Origin of the sequence: Arthrobacter sp. SLBN-122, from assembly GCF_006715165.1 — a bacterium.
Lineage (GTDB): Bacteria > Actinomycetota > Actinomycetes > Actinomycetales > Micrococcaceae > Arthrobacter.
In genome coordinates this window covers 3,566,762-3,588,770 of sequence record NZ_VFMS01000001.1, presented here as the reverse complement: position 1 = coordinate 3,588,770, position 22,009 = coordinate 3,566,762, and the positions used below count along the sequence as shown (strand labels likewise).

General features: G+C 66.0%; 23 protein-coding genes. 5 read left to right on the top strand and 18 right to left on the bottom strand.

Going from position 1 to position 22,009, the window contains the following annotated elements:
- Positions 1-25: 25 nt before the first annotated feature.
- Positions 26-514 carry a (deoxy)nucleoside triphosphate pyrophosphohydrolase gene (locus FBY36_RS16530; RefSeq protein WP_142121139.1) on the bottom strand — a complete coding sequence of 163 codons (489 nt, stop codon included), beginning with the start codon at positions 512-514 and terminating at the stop codon, positions 26-28.
- A gap of 174 nt (positions 515-688) precedes the next feature.
- On the opposite strand from FBY36_RS16530, the gene FBY36_RS16525 reads away from it, so the two are divergent.
- Both FBY36_RS16525 and FBY36_RS16520 read left to right on the top strand, forming a co-directional pair.
- Positions 689-1,888, top strand: coding sequence for an MFS transporter (locus FBY36_RS16525; protein WP_142121137.1), 1,200 nt, complete (start codon positions 689-691; stop codon positions 1,886-1,888).
- A gap of 156 nt (positions 1,889-2,044) precedes the next feature.
- Positions 2,045-2,320: a GlsB/YeaQ/YmgE family stress response membrane protein gene (locus FBY36_RS16520; protein ID WP_142030858.1), complete on the top strand. Its 276-nt coding sequence runs from the start codon at positions 2,045-2,047 to the stop codon at positions 2,318-2,320.
- A 171-nt stretch (positions 2,321-2,491) separates the two neighbouring features.
- On the opposite strand, the gene FBY36_RS16515 is transcribed toward FBY36_RS16520, so the two are convergent.
- The 4 genes from FBY36_RS16515 to infC all read right to left on the bottom strand — a co-directional run bounded on the left by FBY36_RS16515 (position 2,492) and on the right by infC (position 5,377).
- Positions 2,492-3,412 (bottom strand): TrmH family RNA methyltransferase, encoded by a 921-nt coding sequence (locus FBY36_RS16515; protein WP_142121136.1) that lies wholly within the window; start codon positions 3,410-3,412, stop codon positions 2,492-2,494.
- Positions 3,413-3,483: 71 nt separating this feature from the next.
- Positions 3,484-3,870, bottom strand: a complete 387-nt coding sequence (gene rplT, locus FBY36_RS16510) for a 50S ribosomal protein L20 (RefSeq protein WP_142121133.1) — start codon at positions 3,868-3,870, stop codon at positions 3,484-3,486.
- A 118-nt stretch (positions 3,871-3,988) separates the two neighbouring features.
- Positions 3,989-4,183 (bottom strand): 50S ribosomal protein L35, encoded by a 195-nt coding sequence (rpmI, locus tag FBY36_RS16505; RefSeq protein ID WP_009358635.1) that lies wholly within the window; start codon positions 4,181-4,183, stop codon positions 3,989-3,991.
- A 117-nt stretch (positions 4,184-4,300) separates the two neighbouring features.
- The gene (gene infC / locus FBY36_RS16500) at positions 4,301-5,377 is read right to left on the bottom strand and encodes a translation initiation factor IF-3 (protein ID WP_235008875.1); all 1,077 of its coding nucleotides are present in this window, start codon (positions 5,375-5,377) and stop codon (positions 4,301-4,303) included.
- Positions 5,378-5,779: 402 nt separating this feature from the next.
- Between infC and FBY36_RS16495 the strand changes: the two genes are divergently transcribed.
- Positions 5,780-6,166: a DUF1844 domain-containing protein gene (locus FBY36_RS16495; protein ID WP_142121128.1), complete on the top strand. Its 387-nt coding sequence runs from the start codon at positions 5,780-5,782 to the stop codon at positions 6,164-6,166.
- Between the two features lie 147 nt (positions 6,167-6,313).
- Here the strand turns inward: FBY36_RS16495 and FBY36_RS16490 are convergent, their stop codons facing one another.
- From FBY36_RS16490 to FBY36_RS16460, 8 genes are all read right to left on the bottom strand, one after another.
- Positions 6,314-7,609 carry an MFS transporter gene (locus FBY36_RS16490; RefSeq protein WP_142121125.1) on the bottom strand — a complete coding sequence of 432 codons (1,296 nt, stop codon included), beginning with the start codon at positions 7,607-7,609 and terminating at the stop codon, positions 6,314-6,316.
- A 57-nt stretch (positions 7,610-7,666) separates the two neighbouring features.
- Positions 7,667-8,551: an SseB family protein gene (locus tag FBY36_RS16485; RefSeq protein ID WP_142121123.1), complete on the bottom strand. Its 885-nt coding sequence runs from the start codon at positions 8,549-8,551 to the stop codon at positions 7,667-7,669.
- Positions 8,552-8,571: 20 nt separating this feature from the next.
- On the bottom strand, positions 8,572-9,318 hold the full coding sequence (gene priA, locus FBY36_RS16480) for a bifunctional 1-(5-phosphoribosyl)-5-((5-phosphoribosylamino)methylideneamino)imidazole-4-carboxamide isomerase/phosphoribosylanthranilate isomerase PriA (protein WP_142030852.1): 747 nt from the start codon (positions 9,316-9,318) through the stop codon (positions 8,572-8,574).
- Between the two features lie 109 nt (positions 9,319-9,427).
- Positions 9,428-9,586, bottom strand: a complete 159-nt coding sequence (locus tag FBY36_RS20725) for a hypothetical protein (protein WP_200830520.1) — start codon at positions 9,584-9,586, stop codon at positions 9,428-9,430.
- Complete coding sequence (gene hisH, locus FBY36_RS16475; RefSeq protein WP_142121121.1) at positions 9,587-10,348, bottom strand: imidazole glycerol phosphate synthase subunit HisH; 762 nt, start codon at positions 10,346-10,348, stop codon at positions 9,587-9,589.
- On the bottom strand, positions 10,345-10,971 hold the full coding sequence (gene hisB, locus FBY36_RS16470) for an imidazoleglycerol-phosphate dehydratase HisB (RefSeq protein WP_018771583.1): 627 nt from the start codon (positions 10,969-10,971) through the stop codon (positions 10,345-10,347). The genes hisH and hisB overlap by 4 nt, the downstream gene beginning before the upstream one ends.
- 60 nt (positions 10,972-11,031) lie before the next feature.
- Complete coding sequence (locus tag FBY36_RS16465; protein WP_142121119.1) at positions 11,032-12,150, bottom strand: histidinol-phosphate transaminase; 1,119 nt, start codon at positions 12,148-12,150, stop codon at positions 11,032-11,034.
- 111 nt (positions 12,151-12,261) lie between these two features.
- Positions 12,262-12,603, bottom strand: coding sequence for a LysM peptidoglycan-binding domain-containing protein (locus FBY36_RS16460; RefSeq protein WP_142122688.1), 342 nt, complete (start codon positions 12,601-12,603; stop codon positions 12,262-12,264).
- A gap of 435 nt (positions 12,604-13,038) precedes the next feature.
- Between FBY36_RS16460 and lexA the strand changes: the two genes are divergently transcribed.
- A complete protein-coding gene (gene lexA, locus FBY36_RS16455) occupies positions 13,039-13,776 on the top strand; it encodes a transcriptional repressor LexA (RefSeq protein ID WP_142121117.1) in 738 nt (245 codons plus the stop codon).
- Between the two features lie 88 nt (positions 13,777-13,864).
- Here lexA and FBY36_RS16450 read toward each other — a convergent pair whose 3' ends face one another.
- Positions 13,865-15,925: an ATP-dependent DNA helicase gene (locus FBY36_RS16450; RefSeq protein WP_142121115.1), complete on the bottom strand. Its 2,061-nt coding sequence runs from the start codon at positions 15,923-15,925 to the stop codon at positions 13,865-13,867.
- Complete coding sequence (gene hflX / locus FBY36_RS16445) at positions 15,918-17,498, bottom strand: GTPase HflX (protein WP_142121113.1); 1,581 nt, start codon at positions 17,496-17,498, stop codon at positions 15,918-15,920. Before hflX ends, FBY36_RS16450 begins: the two co-directional genes overlap by 8 nt.
- 434 nt (positions 17,499-17,932) lie before the next feature.
- On the opposite strand from hflX, the gene FBY36_RS16440 reads away from it, so the two are divergent.
- The gene (locus FBY36_RS16440; RefSeq protein WP_142121111.1) at positions 17,933-18,556 is read left to right on the top strand and encodes a class I SAM-dependent methyltransferase; all 624 of its coding nucleotides are present in this window, start codon (positions 17,933-17,935) and stop codon (positions 18,554-18,556) included.
- On the opposite strand, the gene dapF is transcribed toward FBY36_RS16440, so the two are convergent.
- Genes dapF through miaB form a run of 3 tightly spaced genes read right to left on the bottom strand, consistent with a single transcriptional unit; the run spans position 18,528 to position 21,993 of the window.
- On the bottom strand, positions 18,528-19,472 hold the full coding sequence (gene dapF, locus FBY36_RS16435; RefSeq protein WP_142121108.1) for a diaminopimelate epimerase: 945 nt from the start codon (positions 19,470-19,472) through the stop codon (positions 18,528-18,530). The two genes, FBY36_RS16440 and dapF, sit on opposite strands and share 29 nt — an antisense overlap.
- Before the next feature lie 44 nt (positions 19,473-19,516).
- Entirely contained in the window at positions 19,517-20,413 is an 897-nt protein-coding gene (gene miaA, locus FBY36_RS16430) for a tRNA (adenosine(37)-N6)-dimethylallyltransferase MiaA (protein WP_142121107.1), read from the bottom strand.
- Positions 20,414-20,415: 2 nt separating this feature from the next.
- Positions 20,416-21,993, bottom strand: coding sequence for a tRNA (N6-isopentenyl adenosine(37)-C2)-methylthiotransferase MiaB (miaB, locus tag FBY36_RS16425; RefSeq protein WP_142121104.1), 1,578 nt, complete (start codon positions 21,991-21,993; stop codon positions 20,416-20,418).
- Positions 21,994-22,009 lie beyond the last annotated feature (16 nt).

The window sequence follows — 22,009 nt, the reverse complement described above, 5'->3', positions numbered from 1 at the left end:
CACCACACCAGTCTGTCCTGATGTGTCAGGCCTTGGTCCTGCCCGGAGCTTCCGCAAGCAGCGCGTCAGAATCCATGGGATCAGAACCTTGGGCAACAGAATCCAGCAGTGCGTGGACGATCGGATAATCGGCCGGGATCCACGGCAGGGCCAGGACCGCCTCCCGGTCCCCCAGGTCAACCCAGCGCAGTTCATCGTGGTCCTCCAGGGGCATCGGTTCCCCGCGCGTCACCTCCGCGAACCAGACCCTCATGCTGGCCCTTTCATTCAGCGGCCAGCCACCCGGGGTGTCCGCCGGCAGCTCCGGTCCCAGGTGCACGCCGATCCCTAGTTCCTCAGCCAGCTCCCGTACCAGCGCCGCCTCGGGTTCCTCACCGGGTTCCACCTTGCCGCCCGGGAACTCCCATAGTCCCGCCAGGTGCTCCGGCGCGCTTCGCCGGGCCACCAGCAGCACCGCCGGATTGGCCAGCCGGTCCACTACAGCTCCGCCCACAACCTGAATCAGTCCAGTCACCGGCTCATTCTATGGGCCACAATTGAGTGTCCGGGAACAGCAGTCCCGCCGGGGAATCTGATCCCGCGGGAATAGGTCCTGCCCAGCATGGGTTTGCCACACTGTCCGGACCGTCCTGCCCCACCGCCGTGGCATCCGCCCCTTTATACGATCCACGTTTCGAGAAGCAGGCATATGAGCAGCGTTCTTTCCCAGTCCACGGCTACCCGCACCAACATCGGAATGGCCATCTTTGCCCTGGCCATGGGCGGCGTGGGCATCGGGGTCACCGAGTTCACCATGATGGGCCTGCTGAAGGAAGTGGAAGAGGGCCTGGGGATCAGCACTCCTGAAGCCGGGCACCTCATCTCCGCCTATGCGCTGGGCGTGGTGGTGGGTGCTCCCCTGCTGGCCGCCGTCGGCGCCAAACTCCCCCGCAAGAATCTCGCGCTGGGGCTGTTGCTGTTCTTTACAGTGGCCAATCTTTCGTCATTCATTGCGCCCGACTACGGTTCAATGCTGGTGTCCCGCTTTGCCGCCGGCCTGCCGCACGGCGCCTTTTTCGGGGTGGCAGCCGTCATTGCCGCATCCCTTGTTCCGGCGACCAAACGGGGATGGGCCATCTCGATGGTCATGGCCGGACTCAGCGTCTCCAACGTCGTGGGGGTACCGGCCGCCACGTGGTTGGGCCAGACTTTCGGGTGGCGCCTGCTGTTTGTCCTGGTCGGTGCCATCGGACTGCTGGCACTGGCCTTGGTGTGGAAATTCGTCCCCTTCCAGCACGCGCACCCGGACGCGAGCATCCGGCGCGAACTCGGGGCCCTCAAACGGCTCCAGGTGTGGCTGGCTCTCCTGGTGGGCATTGTGGGTTTCGGCGGCTTTTTCGCCACCTACACCTATATCGCCCACACCATGACGGCCGTGGCGGGCATCCCGTCCGCCCTGATCCCCCTGGTAGTGGCGCTCTACGGGCTGGGCATGGTGGCCGGGAACATCGCTGGCGGGCGGCTGGCCGACAAGTCCGTCATGGGCACCCTGTACCGGGTCCTCCCGGCCGTTGCCGTGGCCCTGGCGGTCTACGCGGTCGCTGCGCACTGGCCCTGGAGCGCCATGGTCATGGTCTTTGTGGTGGGAGCTTCCGGCTCGATGCTCATTCCTGCCCTGCAGACCCGGCTGCTGGACGCCTCACCCGATGCCCCGTCGCTGGCCTCCTCCCTCAATCATGCCGCGCTGAACGTGGCCAACGCCCTGGGCGCCTTCCTCGGCGGCGTTGTCATCGCCCTCGGCTGGGGCTTCGTTGCCCCGGCCCTGGTGGGCGCCGTGCTCGCCATCCTTGGTTTCGGCGTCGCCCTCCTCAGCGGCCTGCTCGAGCGCAAAAGGCCGCTGGCCGCCTGACCCCTTCCCGGCTCGCCGCAATTCGGATGAACTGGGCAGTCCGCCGGGTCCTAACGATGCCGCAACGCCGCCCCTGGAGCTACTGACTTTGCGGGGGGCATATGTTAGCTTGAGCCTCATCGGGACTATTAATCCCGGTCACAATAAGGAGGAGACATGGGTTTTCTTGCTTGGATTATTTTGGGCCTCATAGTCGGGGCCATCGTTAAGGCCGTTATGCCCGGACGGGTCGGCGGCGGCTGGGTCACCAGCCTCATCCTCGGTGTTGTTGGCGCCATTGTTGGCGGCTGGATTGGCAGCCTGCTGTTCAACAAGGGCGATCTTGCCTTCTTCGACCTCGGCACCTGGATTCTCGCTATCGTCGGTGGCCTGGTTGTCGCCGGCATTTACGGAGCAGTCACCGGACGCGGACGGACCAGCCGCGCACCATAACCGCTCTGTCTACAATTACCCGATGGGCCCCGGATTTCCGGGGCCTTTTCTTTGTGCCCGGTCTATGGGCCCCGGTCTTTGGGCCCCGGTCTTTGGCGCCGGATTCCCTGCCCGGAAGCGTCCGTGAGGGGCGGGGCTGCTGACGAAGGCTCCGCCCGCCGTCGTGCCTGCTTATGTTGCTGGCTCCATCGGAGCCTGTACCCGGCGCTGGGAGCGGGCGCTGGCGTAGAGGCATACCGTGGCCGCGGTCCCCAGATTGAGGCTTTCGGCGGCACCGTACACCGGAACAGCCACCCGGTGGTCCGCCAGTTCCAGCTCCTCAGCGGACAATCCCTGCGCCTCGTTGCCGAAAAACCAGGCGGTAGGCGCGGCGAGATCGTAGACGGAGTCCGGGCCGGTACCGCTGAGCCTGCGCCGGGCGTTCTCGTCCTGCAGGACATCAAGGTCCAGCTGCCCGTAACCGTCAGCCGCGAGGATGCCGATGCCGCGCGCCTTGCAGGCCTGGGCCAGTTCAGCGGGATCGGCAGCAAGTACGACGGGAAGGTGGAAGAGCGACCCTGCAGTGGAGCGGACAGCCTTGGGGTTGTAGATGTCCACGCTGGAGGTGGTGAAAACCACTGCATCGGCACCGGCGGAATCAGCCGCGCGCAGGACAGTTCCTGCGTTCCCCGGGTCCCTCACCTGGCACAGCACGGCAATCAGGCGGGGCCCGGCGTCGAGCACCTCTCCAAGGGGCACGTCCACAAACCTGCAGACGGCAACGATCCCCTGGGGGTTGACGGTGTCCGCCATGGCTGCCAGGACTTCTTCCGTGGCCAGCCGGGCATTGGTGCCGTTGGCAAGCTCCTCGAATTCCGGAAAACGGTCAAGGCAGCTTTCGCTGGCGAAGACCTCGGTAACTATTCCGGGTGCTCCCGCCGCGATCCGCTGCTGGTGGAGTTTGAGTGCTTCGCGCACGGCCTGGGGCCCCTCAGCCAGGAACTGGCCACGCTTTAACCGGGCCGGGCGCCCTGCAAGCTTTGCCACGTCCTTCACCCGATCGGCTCGGGGGTTGGACAGTGGAAAATCTTGCGGGCGCCCGGTTTCGTTCATATAAGAACTGTAGTAGCTGCTGCCACCTGTTCCTGAACGGGCCCCTCAGGCGAGGAGCGGTAGCGGCTTGCCTAGGCTGCTGCCTTCTTGGCGGAAGTGTCTGCCGGCAGGGAGTCCTTGGCCACCTGGACCAGTGCGGCGAAAGCGTTGGCGTCAGAGACGGCAAGCTCGGCCAGCATACGGCGGTCAACCTCGACCTCGGCGGCCTTCAGGCCCTGGATGAGCCGGTTGTAGGTGAGGCCATTGGCGCGGGAAGCAGCGTTGATACGCTGGATCCACAGGCGGCGGAAGTCGCCCTTCTTCTTCTTGCGGTCACCGTAGCTGTACACAAACGAGTGCAGCAGCTGCTCTTTGGCCTTGCGGTACAGGCGCGAACGCTGTCCGCGGTAACCCTTTGCGCGTTCAAGAACAACCCGGCGCTTCTTGTGGGCGTTGACCGCCCTCTTCACACGTGCCACGTGCGTACTCCTTCGAAAATCTGATCCCAAGCATCTACTGCCGGAATTCCGGCGGCCTGAGAATGCTGTTTGGCAGGTGACGGGCCACCAGGTGGCAGCCCCTCATAGAACTTGGAAATTAGATGCCGAGCATCTTCCGGATGACCTTGGCGTCGCCCTTGAAGACGATCTTGTCGCCGGCAAGGCGGCGGGTCAGGCGGGAGGACTTGTGCTCCAGGTAGTGGCGGCGGTTGGCCTGCTGGCGGCGCAGCTTGCCGCTGCCGGTCAGCTTGAAGCGCTTCTTAGCACCACTGTGGGTCTTCATCTTCGGCATGGGAACCGATCTCCTTACGTTTCTGCGGGCCCGGGGGCCGCAGTTCTATCGCGCAGCCGCCCCTGCGGGCAGCATGCTGGTTGCTGACTGCCGGGTGCATACCCCGGCAGCTGTGAACTAGTTGGTCTTCTTGCCGGCCGGCTTCGGCGCTGCCTTGGGGGCAGGGCGTGCAGCAGGCTTCGGCGCAGCAGGCCTGGCCACCGGCTTAGGCGGTGCAGGCACAGCGGCCGGCTTGGGCGCCGCAGGCGCGGCGGCTTCCGGCTTGGCGGCAGCTGCAGGCCGGGGCGCCGGAGCAGCCTTAGGTGCAGCAGCCTTGGGTGCAGCAGCCTTAGGTGCAGCAGCCTTGGGGGCCTCCTGCTTCGGGGCTTCCTGCTTCGGTGCAGCAGCCTTGGGGGCTTCCTGCTTCGGAGCTTCCTGCTTCGGTGCAGCAGCCTTGGGGGCTTCCTGCTTCGGAGCTTCCTGCTTCGGTGCAGCAGCCTTGGGGGCTTCCTGCTTCGGAGCTTCCTGCTCAGGAGCCGCGGGCGCCTCGGCGGGAGCATTGTCCTCAACGACTGCATCCGGTTCGGTGGAGACGGTGAAACCCTCCGGCAGCAGGTCAGCCAGTGACTGCGTCAAGGGGGCCTGGTCCTCGCCGGACGTATCGACACGTCCCGAAGCCTTGGCTTCATTCTGCGCCTTCGCTTCAGCACGCTGCGTTGCACGGCGCGCCTCGGCCTTGGCCTCAGCCTTGTTCTTCAGCGGACCCACCACCATGACCATGTTGCGGCCATCAATGCGGGGGCTGGACTCCACTACGCCAACTTCGGCGACGTCGTCGGCAAAGCGCTGGAGCAGGCGGATGCCCATCTCCGGACGCTGCTGCTCACGGCCGCGGAACTGGATCATGGCCTTGACCTTGTCCCCGGCACCGAGGAAGCGCAGGGCATGGCCGCGCTTGGTCTCGTAGTCGTGGGTGTCGATCTTCAAGCGGAAGCGGATTTCCTTCAGAACAGTGTTCGTCTGGTTCTTCCGGGCTTCACGTGCCTTGACCGCGGCCTCGTACTTGTACTTGCCGAAGTCCATCAGCTTGCACACCGGAGGCTTCGCCTGAGGTGCAACTTCAACGAGATCAAGGTCGGACTCGGCAGCCAGTCGCAGGGCATCCTCAATACGGACGATTCCTACCTGTTCACCTGCAGGGCCGACCAGCCGCACCTCGGGGACGCGGATACGCTCATTGATTCTTGGCTCGCTAATGTTAAAGCTCCTGTGTTTGTTGTTGAGTCCCGGCAAATAGAGAAGGCCCCCAATTGCCGGAGCAATCGAAGGCCTCAAATAGGTTGGCTCAGCAACCCTGAAAGGGCTGCACGTGCACAGTCCCGGCGAATGCCGGTCCGTGCCCAACCAGGTACCCGGCAACCTTGCGCCCCCTGCAGGTTCCGAAGGGAACGCCTGGGACAGCGGCTGACGCGGGTGGGAGAGAACTCCGCTTGCAAACTGGAAGCCATTCTACAGAAAAAATTCCCGTCAACGCCGCAAAGCGCTGTTGGGAACCTGATCGTTTGGGACAATCTCTGAAATAACGACATCCAGTCGGTCTGTGTCAAGCTTACCAGTATGAGCACCCCAGACAGTAATTCGTACGTCTTCGAGCCCGGAGACGCAGGCGCAGACGTTTCACAACAGATCCGCGACATCTCCGAAGTCCCCGCCATCGAGGTCATCACCACGGCCGCGGTGCACCTGATGAGCGCCGCCGCCGTCAAGCTTGGCCTGGCCGCAGAGGAGAACGCCGCCGAGCTGAAGGACCTTGACGAGGCCCGGAAACTGATCACCGCACTGGCCGGCCTGGTCACCGCCGCCGCCCCCGAAATCGGCTCACAGCACGCCGGTCCCTTGCGCGACGGACTGCGGTCCCTTCAGCTGGCCTTCCGCGAGGAGTCGCTGATTCCGGACGCCCCGGGCAAGGGCCCGGGCGAAAAGTACACCGGGGCAGTGAACTAAGGAAGAACCCACCCAAGCAGCGTCCGACGGCGGGACGGCCTTTCAAGGTCGTCCCGCCGTCGCGCTTTAACTCCATCGATTGCTCCGTACCTGTCGTTTAGCGGAGCCAGAACGACAACTGCGGAGCAATCGATGAGGGGACGGGTATCAGGCGGCGGCTTTCCGGCGGCGCTGCTGGAGGACCAGGCCTACCAGGCACAGCACGACGCCGGCGGTGCCGACGGAAACGAAGCCCCCGGACGGCCCCATGACGTCGATGAAGATACCGGCCAGCGGTGAACCGAGGGCAACGCCGGCGGTGAGGGCCGAGCCGTACCAGCCCATGGCCTCCCCCCGCCGCTCCTCGGACACCAGGTCCGCGACTTTTTCGGAGGCCGCGGAGAGTACGGGAGCGCAGAGCAGGCCCGGCAGGACGGAGACGAACGCCAGGGTCCAGGTATCGTGGGCAAAAGCCATGGGCAGGGTCAGCGCCGCCATGCCCAGCAGCAGGATGACAGGCGGGATGGGCCGGTGCATGGCGCCGTAGATGAGGCCGCCCACCACTGACGCGGCGCACCAGAAGACGAAGACGATGCCGATTTCGCTCTGGTGTCCGCCGGTTTGCAGCGCCGCGACAATGCCGACGTCGGTGCCGCTCAACACCATTCCGGCGCCGGCAGCAACGGCAAAGAGTGCCGCGACCGTTGCGGTGAACCAGGCGAAGCCGCCTGCCAGTCTTCCGCGCAGTCCCTGTGCAGCACTGGTGGCCGCTCCGGCCGGCGCCAGTTCCGCGGCCGCTTCCTGGACGTGGGCCGGCGCGGTGGCGACGACGGCAACTTCCGCTGCGTGCTGCTCATCCTCGGCGCATTCCATGGTTTGTCCCGGGCTGCGGGTGGGCGGGTTGAACCACATGAGGAACAGCCCGGCGAGGGACGTGGCCACGCCCACCACAGTCAACCCGGCAATGGTGAATCCGCTGGTGGCCACCACAGCGCCGGCGGCAGGGCCGATCATGAAGACCATTTCCGTGGTGATGGCGTCCAGGGCGAAGGCGGTGCGCCGCTGGTCGCCTTCCGCCAGGACACCGAGGGACTGCCGGACCACACTGAAGATGGGGAGGGTGAGCAGGCCGCCCACGAAGACCAGCGGGAGGAGCCACTGGTAGGACACGTGCGGCACGACGCACCAGATCACCGTCTCCGAGATCACGGACGGGATGAGTGCGGTCCGGAGTCCCACGGTGTCAACGCGCCTGCCACGCCATGGAGCGCCCAGGGCAATGCCGATGGTCATGACGGCTGCGGCGGCACCCGCGGCGGCGTAGCCCTGGCCGAGGGTGAGGACGATATGCAGGGTCAGGAGCACCCCGGCAGCCGAGTGCGGGATGCGGGCAATCATGCCCACCAGCAGCAGCCGGCGGATCGGCCGGATGGCGAGCAACTCCCGGTAGAGAGCGAAATTCACGAAGCGGTCCTTCAGGTATGCCGCAGCGCTGGCGGGGATCACCCATCCGGCTGCCGGCTAGTCGGGAGCGCGCCTCAGTTTGATTTCCAGGGAGTCGACGCGCTCCCCAAACAATACATTCCGCGACCACTCCGACTGCAGACCGGCCACCAGTTCCTGGACACCGGCGGCGTCCAGGCCGTCCTCGAGGTACAGCACCACCTGGAGTTCCGGCCCGGCGCCGCCGCCCGGGAGCACGGCGCCGTCTGCTGCACGGGACGCTACTCCCCTGCCCGGCAACAGCCCGATGCTGCGGATGGCGGCGAAACCGGAGGCGGCGCGGGCCATCTCATCGGCCAGTTCGGGGTCGTCGTACGAAGGGATCCAGTCGTGCTGCTGTGCCAGTGCCCAGACGCCGGGGCGCCGCACCACGAACGTCACGTCTGCTCCCGGGTCCAGGACCAGGAGCTCGGCGCCTTCCGCGACTGCCGAGAGGGCCGCCCGCGCGGCGTACACGGCAACGGGCCGGGCCCCGGGATGCCAGGCGGCCAGCGCCGCCGCCGAGGTGAATGCGGGGAGGGCGGTCCTGCCATCGGCCGCCTTCAGCGTCACCAGCGCCATGTCTGCCTGCTTGTCCGCGTGCAGCCCGTGGGCTGATTCAGCTTCTTCGGCCAGTTGCGCCACAATCGGAATGAAAACCCGTGCCGTTGCCAGGGCGGCGACGACGCCCGCTTCATCTCCTGTCCCCTGCCGGAGCGCTGCCACTGCGGCGAGGTAACCGGCGTCGGCCGTGCCGTCGTCGTCCTCGAAGTTGTGGATCTTCGCGTCGTCACCGGCAAGGCTGCGTCCTGCCCACTGCTGGCCGGCGGAATCCGTGGCGCCGCCGGCGCCGGCCAACGCTGCCGCGATGTGGCCAGGCAGGGGGCGGGGGGCCGGGCGCCCCGGCTCTTCGAGGTTAGGCATGGGTGGAGAGGCCGCCGGGCTTAGCGACGGCCGGCGACGTCGAGGGCTTCGGGCAGGGTGAAGGCGCCGGCATACAGGGCCTTGCCCACGATGGCGCCTTCGACGCCCAGGGGGACCAGGGACCGGAGGACCTTCAAGTCATCCAGGCTGGAGATGCCGCCGGAGGCCACCACGGGCTTGCCGGTCTTTTCCACCATCTGGCGCAGGAGCTCGACGTTGGGTCCCTGCAGCGTGCCGTCCTTGGTCACGTCGGTCACGACGTACCGGGCACAGCCGGCCTCCTCGAGACGGCCCAGCACGTCCCAGAGATCCCCGCCTTCCTTGGTCCAGCCCCGGCCGGCCAGAGTTGTTCCGCGGACATCAAGGCCGACGGCGATCTTGTCGCCAAACCGCTCGATGGCCCGCCGGGTCCACTCCGGATTCTCCAGCGCAGCCGTCCCCAGGTTGACCCGGGCCACGCCCAGGTCAAGGGCGGCTTCCAGGGTCTGGTCATCCCGGAGGCCGCCGGAGAGCTCCACCTTGATGTCCAGCCGGCCCACAACCTCACGGAGCAGGTCAGCGTTGGAGCCGCGGCCGAAAGCGGCATCCAGGTCCACCAGGTGCACCCACTCGGCGCCCTGCTGCTGCCAGTTCAGTGCAGCTTCAAGGGGCGTTCCGTAGCTGGTTTCGCTGCCGGCCTCGCCCTGGACCAGCCGGACGGCCTGGCCGTTGACGACGTCGACGGCTGGCAGAAGTTCAAGTACCGGCAGGTCATGTGCGGTGGTCATACTCATCCTCGGTGTTGGTTCTTCGGTTCGGGCAAAGCAGGGCGCCGGGACTGCGACGCTGGTGGGGCAGGGCGTGCAGGCCGCCATCGCGCCGCCGACCGGCTGGTGGTCAGCCGGCCGGCAGCGTCAGCAGATAGGCGGCGAGCAGTGACATGCCCGCCAGGACGTAGAACGCAACCTGGGTCCAGAGCGCCTTGTGCTGCTGCCGGAATGAGATGCCGCCACCGATGAGGATGCCGGCGAGGCCCATCAGGAGTACGGACCACATCTAGGCGTCGCTGCCAGCGTCTGCCGGCGCTGCAGCGGGTTGGCCGCCGACAGGCTTGCGCAGGCCTTCCACCCAGTTGCGCAGGAGCCGCGCGCCGGCGTCGCCGGACTTCTCCGGGTGGAACTGGGTGGCGCAGAGGGGGCCATTCTCGACCGCCGCGATGAACGGGCCGCCGTGCTCAGACCAGGTCACCAGGGGCGGCGCCATCCGGGGCTGGATGACGTCGAAGTTCCATTCCTGCACGCCATATGAATGCACGAAGTAGAACCGTTCGTTTTCGACGCCAGCGAAGAGTTTGGAGCCATCCGGGACCTTAACGGTGTTCCAGCCCATGTGCGGTACCACCTCGGCCGGGAGGGCCTCGACCTTGCCGGGCCACTCGCCGATGCCCTCGGCTTCGGTGCCGTGTTCCACTCCGGCTTCGAAGAGGACCTGGAGGCCCACGCAGATGCCGAGCACGGGACGGCCGCCTGCCACCCGCCTGCCGATGAGCCGGATACCGTCAACGGCCTTGAGTTCGCGCATGACGGTTTCGAACGCACCCACACCCGGGACCACCAGGCCGTCAGCGTTCAGTACATCTTCAGGCTTGGCGCTGAGGATCACTTCCGCTCCGGCACGTTCCAGTGCGCGCACGGCGGACCGGACGTTCCCGGAGCCGTAGTCGAGCACGGTGACGGTGGGCTTGCCCTCCGGTGAAGGCAGTTTGCGCGAAGCTGACGGGTCGGTGATGGCGCCGTCCTTCAGGACCTGGCCGCTCACAGCGCCCCCTTGGTGGAGGGAATGCCCTCGACCCGGGGATCGGGTTCGACGGCGGCGCGGAGGGCGCGTGCGAAGGCCTTGAACTGTGCCTCGACGATGTGGTGCGGGTCGCGGCCGGCGAGCACGTTCATGTGCAGGCAGATGCCGGCGTGCAGCGTGATGGCCTCGAAAACGTGGCGGGTCAGGGAACCGGTGAAGTGGCCGCCAATCAGGTGGTACTCCTGGCCGGCCGGCTCGCCGCCGTGCACCAGGTATGGGCGGCCGGAGACGTCCACCACAGCGTTGGCAAGCGCTTCGTCCAGCGGCACGGTGGCTTCGCCGAACCGGCGGATCCCGGCCTTGTTGCCCAGGGCGGTCCGCAGCACCTCACCGAAGGTAATGGCCACGTCCTCCACTGTGTGGTGGACGTCGATGTGGGTGTCGCCCGTGGCCTTGACCGTCATGTCGATCAGGGAGTGCTTGCACAGGGCCGTGAGCATGTGGTCGTAGAACGGCACGGAAGTATCGATGTCCGATACGCCGGTGCCGTCGAGGTTGATCTCCACGAGTACGGAGGACTCGCTGGTGGCACGCTCCATGCGGGCGGTCCGGGCCGCAGCCGTATTCGATCCGGTGGGACTCATGGTGAGGATCCTTTGTGCGAGAGGAAGAGGTTCAAGGCGTCCAGCGCCGCTGTATCAAGTCTAGGCGGGAAGCGCGGCCTGGCCCGCAAGGATGCGCTCCAGGGACGTAAGGAAGGCTGTGGTTTCCGCCTCAGTGCCTGCCGTGACCCGAAGGTGGCCGGGGATTCCCACGTCGCGGATGAGGACGCCCGCATCCAAGAGCTCCTGCCAGACCTGGTGCGGGTTTTCCAGGCCCCCGAAAAACACGTAGTTGGAGTCCGACGCGGCCGGGGCGAGGCCCATCCGGGTCAGTTCCGTCACGATCCGGTCGCGCTGCTCCTTGATATCCTGGACATCAGCCATCAGCGCTTCACGGTGTTGGAGGGCGGCCAGGGCCGTTGCCTGGGTGATCGCGGACAGGTGGTACGGCAGGCGCACCAGCCGCAGCGCGTCGGTGACCTCCGGGGCGGCCGCCATGTAGCCAAGCCGGGCGCCGGCCAGTGCGAAGGCCTTGCTCATGGTCCGGGAAACGATGAGCCGCTCCCGTCCGGGCAACAGGGTCAGGGCGCTGGGAGTCCCGTCGTGGGCGAACTCGTGGTAGGCCTCATCCACGATCACAATGGCCTGGCTTGCCTCGCCAGCCTCGTAGACAGCCTCCACGACGTCCAGTCCCAAGCCGGTTCCGGTGGGATTGTTGGGCGAGCAGAGGAAGACGATGTTCGGCTGCAGTTCCTTGACCTGCCGGGCGGCGGACTCTGCGCTAAGGTCATAGCCTTCCGCACGTTGACCCGTGATGTACTCGGTGTCCGTTCCGCTGGCCAGCAGAGGGTACATGGAGTACGTGGGCGGGAAGCCGAGGGCGGTGCGTCCCGGCCCGCCAAAAGCCTGCAGGATCTGCTGCAGCACCTCGTTGGAGCCATTGGCTGCCCAAAGGTTGGTTTCGTCAAGCCCGTGCCCCAGGTATTCCGCCAATGCTTTCCGCAGTTCGGTGAACTCGCGGTCAGGATAGCGGTTGAGCCCTGCAGCAGCCTCCGTGACGGCGGCGCTGATGGCGGCACGCACGTCCGCCGGAACACCATGAGTGTTCTCATTGACATTCAGCAGGATGGGGACGTCCAGTTGGGGTGCCCCGTAAGGGGTCAGCCCACGAAGATTGCTGCGGAGGGGAAGCCGGTTCAGACGTTCTAGCTGGTCGTTCACCTGAACAGTTTAGTTGCCGGGACAACCACCGGAAAATGTGACGGGTGCTGTTCGCCAAGGGCGTGGCGGGCAATTGCCCGGGTTTCTACCAGGACTGACGCCCGCATCCCCTTAGCGCGTAGGGACGAACAGTTGCTGACCAGGCAGGACGGCGCCGGCGGAAAGGTTGTTGAGCTGGACGATATCTGCCACCACGTCCCGGGCATCCCGGTCTGGAGCAACGGCCCCGGCAATGGACCACAGCGACTGCCCGCCCTGCACCGTTACCGTAACCGTGGGCGTCACGGCCAGGTCCGCAGCGGAATCGGAAGCCTTGGCCGGCGAGTTGAAGAGTCCGGCCAGGGACATCAGGAGGACGGCGAGTAGCACAAGCGGAACTCCGATCAGGACGACCTGCCCCCGTCGTGTGAGCCGCAAAGGTGCTGCTGAGGGGCGGGCGCTGCTTGACGAAATCGAGCGCTTTGAAGTCTTCCGCCCCTGCAGGGAAACCGCCTGCGGGAGTGAAACCTGGTGAAGAGATATAGCTGACATGAACTGAGCCCTCCTGGACCTGCCGTGCTGCCCGGGTGTCCGCCCAGCCAACCGCCCCTCGATTCATTCCGCGCCACTTAACTTCTTCCGGCTACGTCTTCGAATAGGGCATGCACTGGTTAGAACACATGTTCGAACTTTGCTTGTTTAGTTTTAGCACCTATCAACGAATAATGTCGAGACTCGCTAGAACAAATGTTTGAAAAACCCATGTGGCTGGCCTAGCTTTGAAATCACAGAACAACCACCACTGAAGTTGAACAGCAGGGTCTGACAATGACAGTGGCAGTCCTTCAGGGGGTGCTGGGCAACAGTGCTCCTGGAAGATCCGGCGGCAAGCGAAAGGCATTGGCGAATATGGCAGCAGCAGCCGCCGGGGGCAGGACCGCCCCGCAATCGAAGAAGACGGCAAAGGGTTTGACGCCGCGGCAGAAGAAGATCCTCGAAACAATCCAGCGCTCAGTCAATGAAAACGGGTACCCGCCCTCCATGCGCGAAATCGGCGACACCGTGGGCCTCGCGAGCCTCTCCAGCGTGACCCACCAGCTCTCGCAACTGGAAAAGCTGGGTTACCTGCGGCGCGACCCCAAGCGGCCGCGCGCCATGGAAGTCCTGATGCCCCTCACGCTGGACGGCGGCGGCGGCAAGGCAGCAGGCACATCTCCTGCACCTCAGGCCCAGGGCAGCGGAGCCACGGTGACGGAACTGCCCACCGCTCTTGATACGGCCATGGTTCCGCTGGTTGGCCGGATTGCTGCCGGCGGCCCCATCCTTGCCGAGCAACTCGTCGAGGACGTCATGCCGCTCCCCCGCCAGCTCGTTGGCCAGGGTGAACTGTTCATGCTCAGGGTGGCGGGCGATTCCATGGTGGACGCGGCCATCTGTGACGGTGACTGGGTGGTGGTGAGGCGCCAGGCGGACGCTGCCAACGGGGACATCGTTGCGGCCCTGCTCGATGACGAGGCAACCGTCAAGACGTTCCGCCAGCGCGACGGCCACACCTGGCTGCTCCCCCAGAACACCCAGTACGAACCCATCCTGGGAGACCACGCCACCATCATGGGCAAAGTGGTCTCGGTCCTGCGTTCCCTTTAGCCGTTTCCTTTAGCCAAGGATCCACCGGCCACCTTCATCTTTGGCCAGCGGTCCGGACGTTTACTGGGGAGTTGTCCCTGGGCGTCAACTATCTGGCCGCGTCCGCTCCAAGCCTGGTCAACGCGGCCAGCGCCTTGCTGCGGTCCGTGGTGGCCCAGAACGGCGGGAGCGCTCCCCGCAGGAAGCCGGCATAGCGTTCAGTGGCCAGCCGGGAATCCAGAACGGCCACCACACCTTTGTCTCCGGTGGACCGGATCAGCCGGCCGGCGCCCTGGGCCAGCCGGATGGCGGCGTGCGTGGCCGACACCGACATGAAGCCGTTCCCGCCGGCCTGCGCCACGGCACGTGAACGCGCCGTCATCAGCGGATCGTCCGGCCTCGGGAACGGTATGCGGTCGATCACTACAAGGCGGCAGGAGCCTCCCGGAACATCAACCCCCTGCCACAGGGACATCGTCCCGAAAAGGCAGGTGTCCGGTTCGTCGGCGAACTGCTTGACCAGGGCAGTCATGGTGGATTCGCCCTGGCAGAGGACAGTCACGTCGAGCTTGGGCCGGAGGGCGTCGGCGGCCTCTTCGGCCGCCCGGCGCGATGAAAACAGGCACAGAGCACCGCCGCCCGACGCTTTGATAAGCGCCTCCAGTTCCTCCAGCGCCTCGGGGGAAACGCCGCGGGCGGGTTTTGGCAGGTGGCCGGCCACATAGAGGATGCCCTGCTTGGGGTAATCGAAGGGAGAGCCCACGTCCACGCCCGTCCAGCTGGGTGCGCCCTCCCCGATGAGGCCCAGTCCACCGGCAGCTGGCTCGAAAGCGGAACCAATCGCCAGCGTCGCGGACGTCAAGACGACGGTGTGCCCGGCGAAGAGCCCTTCCCGCAACCTTCCAGCAACGGAAAGCGGTGCGATGTTGATCAGCACCGGCGCGTTGTCGTCAGGCTGCGTGTATCCCTGGCCTGGGTCGAAGGTGCCGGCACGGGAAAACCAGACGACTTCCCGGTTTTCCCTGGCAGCGATCAGACGCTCGCACAGTTCCAGGATGAGCATGAGCCGGGACCGCGCCAGCTGCCGGCCGCCATCGGCAGTGGTGTTGCTGTCCCCTTTGGAATCCGACAATGCGGCGCGGCACGCCTCCCGAAGCTGGTCGATGCAGTCCAGCTGTTCATCATTCAGGCCGTTGGGGAGCAGGCCGTTCGGCGCGCCGGCAAGGGCCAGCTCAAGATTGTCGGCTGCGGCGTTCAAGGCATCGACGGTAATGGCGGTATGTTTGCGGGCGCCGGACGCGGCAGCGTGGACCATGGCCACAGACAGCTGCCCGGACACGGCTCCGGTAACCCGGTCCTGGAGTTCGTGGGCTTCGTCCACCACCACGACGTCATACTCGGGCAGGACTGCAAGCCCTTCGAAGGCGCTGACGGCAAGCATGGCATGGTTGGTCACCACCACGTCTGCCTCGGCTGCGTCCTGCCGCGCCAGCTCGCTGAAGCACTCGGCGGCCATGGGGCATCTTTGGGCGCCCAGGCATTCCATGGAGGTGACGGACACCTGTCGCCAGGCACGGTCTGTCACGCCGGGGAGAAGTTCGTCCCGGTCACCGGTGGCCGTTTTCTCCGCCCATTCGCGGAGCCGAACCACTTCCTTCCCAAGCTGGGAGGAGGGGCCGCCCACGGACGCGGCGAAGTGCGGGACGCTGGTGTCTTCGCCCAGGGAAAAGAGCTGCCCTTCGGCAGGCTCCTCTGAGGGGAACCCGCCTTCGAGTTTGTGGCGGCAGACGTAGTTGGACCGCCCCTTCACCAGGGCAACTTTGACCGGTCTTTCCAGGGCCGGAGTGATGTTCTTCAGCAGCCGCGGCAGGTCCCTTCCGACAATCTGGGTTTGCAGTGCCAGCGTTGCCGTGGACACCAACGCCGGCTTGTTACTCTCCAGGGCGTGCGCGATCAGCGGCACCAGGTAGGCCAGCGACTTGCCGGTGCCAGTGCCGGCCTGGACCAGCAGGTGGTTGCCGGTTTCGATGGCCCGGGCCACCTGCCTGGCCATTTCGTGTTGTCCGGTGCGGCTTTGTCCGCCCATGCCGGCGACGGCACGGTCGAGCAGTTCGATAACGAACTGCTCGCCGTCCGTCTGCGCGGCGTCGCCGGCCGCGGGATCACTCATTGACGACGAATGGTTCCAGTTCGGACGCCAGGCCCTCGCGGACCTTCACCTCAGCCCTGGTCCCTGCCTCAACGTGGTCCACGTTGAGGATTTCGGCGTCGGACTCGTGGAGCTTGCTGATCAGGTCTCCGCGGTCATAAGGGATGAGCACGTCCATCTTGACCGAAGGCCGGGGAATCGATTCGCTGATGGCCTTCAGCAGTTCCGGAATGCCCTCTCCGGTGCGGGCGGAGACCACTACATGGCGTGGCTCGCGCTGCTTCAAACGCTCCACCACGAAGGGGTCGGCCGCATCGGCCTTGTTCAGCACGATGATCTCCGGCACCTTGCGGGCATCAACTTCGCTGAAGACCTTCCGGACGGCAGCGATCTGTCCTTCCGGGTCGGGATGCGAAACGTCCACCACGTGCAGGATCAGGTCCGAGTCCGCCACCTCCTCGAGGGTGGAGCGGAAGGCCTCCACCAGCTGGGTGGGCAGCGAACGGACGAATCCGACCGTGTCGGCCAGGGTGTACCCCAGGCCGTCAGCGGTTTCCGCCTTGCGGACGGTGGGATCCAGGGTGGCGAACAGCGCGTTCTCCACCAGGACTCCGGCGTCCGTAAGCCGGTTAAGGAGGGAGGACTTGCCGGCGTTGGTGTACCCCGCAATTGCCACGGAGGGCACTTCATTACGACGGCGGTTGGCCCGTTTGGTCTCGCGCGCCGGCTTCATTGCGGCGATTTCACGCCGCAGCTTCGCCATGCGGGTACGGATCCGGCGCCGGTCCAGTTCGATCTTGGTCTCACCGGGGCCACGTGAGCCCATGCCGGCGGCCGCGCCGCCCACCTGGCCACCGGCCTGTCGGGACATCGACTCGCCCCAGCCACGCAGGCGGGGAAGCAGGTACTCCAGCTGCGCCAGCTCCACCTGGGCCTTGCCTTCGCGGCTCTTGGCGTGCTGGGCGAAGATGTCAAGGATCAGGGCCGTACGGTCGATGACCTTGACCTTGACGATGTCCTCAAGGCCACGGCGCTGCGAAGGCGCCAGTTCAGCGTCCACCACCACGGTGTCCGCACCCGTGGACATGACAATGTCCTTGAGTTCGAGTGCCTTGCCTGAACCCAGGAACGTTCCGGGGTCCGGCTTGTCGCGGCGCTGCACCAGCCCGTCCAGGACCTCCGAACCGGCGGTCTCGGCGAGGGCCGCCAGCTCACGCAGTGAGTTTTCGGCGTCCGCAAGGGTCCCCTCGGACCAAAGCCCGGCCAGGACCACCCGCTCCAGGCGGAGCTGGCGGTACTCGACTTCGGTGACGTCTTCGAGTTCGGTGGACAGGCCTGCCCTGCGGCGCAGGGCGCGCCGTTCCTCGAGGTCCTGCTGGTCGCCGTCGTAGGTTGAGTGCTCTTCGTCAAGGCGGGAAATAGCCTGTGCCTTGCCGAGCACCGCTTTTCCATTGCCGCTGCCCTCACCGGCGGGCGTGCTGACATTCTTGGCCGGGACGTCCTTGGCGAGGATCCGGTCGATAACAGCCTGGATCTCCTGCGGACTCATGTCCTGGGCGGCTGGATCGGAACCGGTGTTGGGCTGGCTGGTCATGGTCTCCTTTGAAGATTCGGCAATTCCAGAATAGTGCTGATTGGTTGGAAGTTGGAACGTATTCGCGCTGGGCTGACGGCCTGCGGTCATGCAATTCTCCTGTTTTTGTGGCGGCCGGCTGCGATGCCGGGGCCGGGGATGCCGCGTCAGGACGGCGGCAAGGCAAAAAGGGCCGGAAAATAGCGGGAAGTGCAGCGGGAGGCTGACTTCGAGTATCGTCCGGCGGCCGGGACAGACAGTTGGGTCTGGCCGGTGCACAAGCGGAAGGCTGGGGGCCTGCATCGCTGCGGGACGGGCTGTCGCTGGAGGACAGGCTGCGGGACGGGCGTGGCCCGTGCCGGCTACTCGAAGATCAGGAACATGCCATCCAGCCTAGCAGAGCGGATTTTGCACGGTTTCCCATTACGCTGCAAGGGGAACTACTCTGGCCAGTTATGGAGTCTGCACACTATTTCAGCACGTCCCCCGCCGGCCCCTTCACCCGGAAGCCCCTTAGGGTGGAGTTGGCCGGTGAAACGCGGAGACTCCAGACTTCCACGGGCATCTTCAGCCCGGACGGGATCGACAAGGGTACAGCGGTGCTCCTGGCCGAAGTTCCGGCGCCGCACCCCCAGGGCAACCTGCTGGATATCGGATGCGGCTGGGGTCCCATCGCGCTCACCATGGCCTTGCTGGCGCCAGGGTCAAAGGTCTACGCAGTGGACGTCAACGAACGCTGCGTCACCCTGACCAACGAAAACGCGGCTGCACTGGGACTGTCCAACGTCGAGGCCAGCACTCCCCAGGAGGTAGACCCCGGCCTCCGGTTCGACACCATATGGTCCAACCCGCCGATTCGGATCGGCAAGGACGAACTGCACGCGCTGCTCAAGCTGTGGCTTCCACGCCTGGCGGACGGCGGGACGGCCTGGCTGGTGGTGCAGAAGAACCTGGGCTCGGATTCCCTTCAGCGCTGGCTGGCCGCCGAACTCGATGCTTCCTTCAGCGTGAGCCGTGAGTCAACGTCAAAGTCCTTCCGGATCCTGAAGGTTACGAAAGCGTCCCGCTCGCCACAATAACGGCAGGGCCGCTGAGCTCCACGTGCTCGTGGCCGGCGGGGCCGGCAAAGAACTTCACGCCCACCACTCCGCCCGGAACGTGGACCCGCCAGGCGTCGGGCGCTTCGGGGCCGGCCCAGTGCCGGATGGCCACGGCGGCGGCACAGGCGCCGGTTCCGCAGGACTGGGTCTCCCCCACACCCCGTTCGTGCACCCGCATGGTTACAGAGCCCACCCCGTCGTGGACCAGCGGCTCCGCGGGGACCACGAACTCCACGTTGGTCCCGTTTGGCGGTACCGGATCGACCTTGGGTGCGGTGAAGAGCCGGGTACCTTGGAGTTCGTCCAGTTCTGCGAGGGCCACCACCGTGTGCGGGTTGCCCATGCTCACGGAGAGGGCCGGCCGGGGAACTTCCAGCCCGTCGGCGGTGACCAGGGAATCCATGGCCTTGGCGCTTGCCTCCCCGGGGAAGATGAACTCCCAGGGGCCCATGTCCACGGCGTAACCGTTCCCTGTCCGGACCACGGTCTTCACCCCGCCGCGGGTGCCGATGGTGAGCGATCCGCCGTCGGGCAGATCGATCAGGCCCTCGGACCGGAGGAAGTGGACGAACACCCTGACCCCGTTGCCGCACATTTCGGACAGCGAACCGTCGGCGTTGCGGTAATCCATGAACCATTCCGCGTCCGGTGTTTCGGTGAGCAGTTCCCGGCCTTCGGGCAGGAAACGGGAAGGGACGGCACGGATCAGGCCGTCGGCGCCGATCCCCCGGTGCCGGTCGCAGAGCGCGGCGGCCTGGTCCGCACCGATGGCGTGGACGCCCTCGGGGTCGGCCACCAGGACGAAATCGTTGCCGGTCCCGTGCCCCTTGGAAAAGCGGAGCCCGCTCAGCGTGTGCAGGACAGGCCCGGTGGTTTCGGCGGGGGTTGCATTCATGGTCCCAAGCGTAGCGGCGCATGCCGCCGGCGCTGAAACTGCAGCTACCGGCACAACTCCGCCGCCGTGCCAACGAGTCCCGGATCCTGCCAGTCCAGCCAGGTGATGCGGGGATCGGCGCGGAACCAGGTCAGCTGACGGCGGGCGAACTGCCGGGTGGCCACGATGGTTTCCTCCGCGGCGTCTGCAACGGTGGACGTGCCGTCGACCACCCGCAGGAACTGTGAATAGCCAAGTGCACGGGAGGCGGTTTTGCCCCGCCGCAGGCCCCGGCCATCGAGCAGGCGGACTTCCTCCGGCAGGCCGGCCACCACCATCCGGTGCACCCGTTCCGCCAGGCGCTCCCGCAGGACTTCCCGGTCCACGCGCAGGCCCACCTGGACCGCCGGCTGGTAGTACTCCCGCCGGGGCATGAAAGAGCTGAAGGGCCGTCCGGTGAGTTCGTGGACTTCCAGGGCGCGGATAATCCGCCGGGCGTCCGAGACCCTGTCAGCGGAATCAGGATCCACGGCCCTCAACCTGTCCAGGAGCGCCTGAGTGCCCAGTTGCGCGTGGTCCCGCTCCAGCCGGGCACGCAGTGTTGGGTCCGTCCCCGGGAATTCAAGGACATCCAGGGCAGCCCGCGCGTACAGCCCGGAGCCGCCGGCGAGTATTGCCCGTTTGCCGCGGGCATGGATGTCCTCGATGACTTCCCGGGCCTGCTGCTGGAAGTCGGAGACGCTGGCCTCCTCTGTCACGTCCAGGATGTCCAGGAGGTGGTGCGGCACGCCCCTGCGCTCAGCCATCGTGATCTTGGCGGTGCCGATGTCCATGCCGCGGTAGAACTGCATGGCATCAGCGTTGATGACCTCGCCGCCCAGTTCCAGGGCGAGGTTGACGGCGAGGTCGGATTTACCGGAGCCGGTGGGACCGACGACGGCGATGACGGGCGGGGCGGCCACCTTCAGCGGGTGCGCAGCGGCAGCGAGGGCATGCCCAGGGAGACAGCCTTGGGTTCAGTGCCGGCGGCGCCCGGGGCAGGCGCACCACAGGAATCGGCCTGGGACCTGTCCCAGGCGTCCCCTGCCCGCGAGCGGCGCAGGTTGTAGTCCTCCAGGGTGGGATCGGCCACCAGGTGGAAGGCCGCGGCCTCGGTGATGGTGACGGTAACCAGGTCCCCGGGCCTGGGGGCCGGAGCGCCGTCCGGAACCGAGAAGTGCACCAGCCGCTGGTCCTGCGAGCGGCCGGACAACCGATGGGTTTCCCCGGATTTCCGTCCGGACTGTGCGGTGACCATGACCTCAAGCCTGCGGCCGAGCTGCTTCCGGTTTTCCTCGGCAGCGATCCGGTCCTGGAGGGCGGTGAGGCGTTCGAACCGCTCCTGGACAACAGCCTTTGGCAGCTGGTCAGGCAGATCGGCGGCGGGCGTGCCGGGGCGCTTTGAATATTGGAAGGTGAAAGCGGTGGCAAAGCGGGACTTTTCCACCACGTCCAGCGTGGCCTGGAAGTCCTCTTCGGTTTCGCCGGGGAACCCCACGATGATGTCGGTGGAGATGGCGGCGTGCGGAATCCTGTCGCGGACCTTGTCCAGGATGCCCAGGAACTTGGTGGACCGGTAGGAACGCTTCATGGCCTTGAGGATGCGGTCCGAACCGGATTGCAGCGGCATGTGAAGCTGTGGCATCACGTTTGGCGTCTCGGCCATCGCGTCGATGACGTCGTCGGTAAAGGCGGCGGGGTGCGGGCTGGTGAAGCGGACGCGTTCAAGGCCCTGGATGTCGCCGCATGCGCGAAGGAGCTTGGAGAAGGCCTGCCGGTCCCCGAATTCGACCCCGTAGGAGTTGACGTTCTGGCCAAGGAGGGTCACTTCGATGGCGCCGTCGTCCACGAGCGCCTGGATCTCGGCGAGGATGTCGCCGGGCCGGCGGTCTTTCTCCTTGCCGCGGAGGGCGGGCACAATGCAGAACGTGCAGGTGTTGTTGCAACCGACCGAGATGGACACCCAGCCGGAGTAGACGGAGTCGCGTTTTGTAGGCAGCGTGGACGGGAAGACGTCCAGGGACTCCAGGATTTCCAGCTGGGCCTCATTGTTGTGCCGTGCCCGGTCCAGGAGCGCGGGCAGGGCACCGACGTTGTGGGTACCGAAGACTGCGTCCACCCACGGTGCCTTCTTGAGGATGGTTTCGCGGTCCTTCTGGGCCAGGCAACCGCCCACGGCGATCTGCATGCCCGGGTTGGCTGCCTTGACGGGGGCCAGGATGCCGAGGTTGCCGTAGAGCTTGTTGTCGGCGTTTTCCCGGACAGCGCACGTATTGAACACCACGACGTCAGCATGTTCGCCGTCTGCCGGAACATAGCCCGCGTCCTCGAGCATGCCGGCCATCCGCTCCGAGTCGTGCACGTTCATCTGGCAACCGAAAGTGCGGACCTGGTAAGTACGCGGCTGCGCTCCGCCGGCTGGAACCGAACCGGACAGCGGGACAGCATCGGGCTCAACGGAGGGGGCTGCGCCGGAATGGGGGGAAGGAATGGTCAAACTCACCAGTTAAGGGTAACGG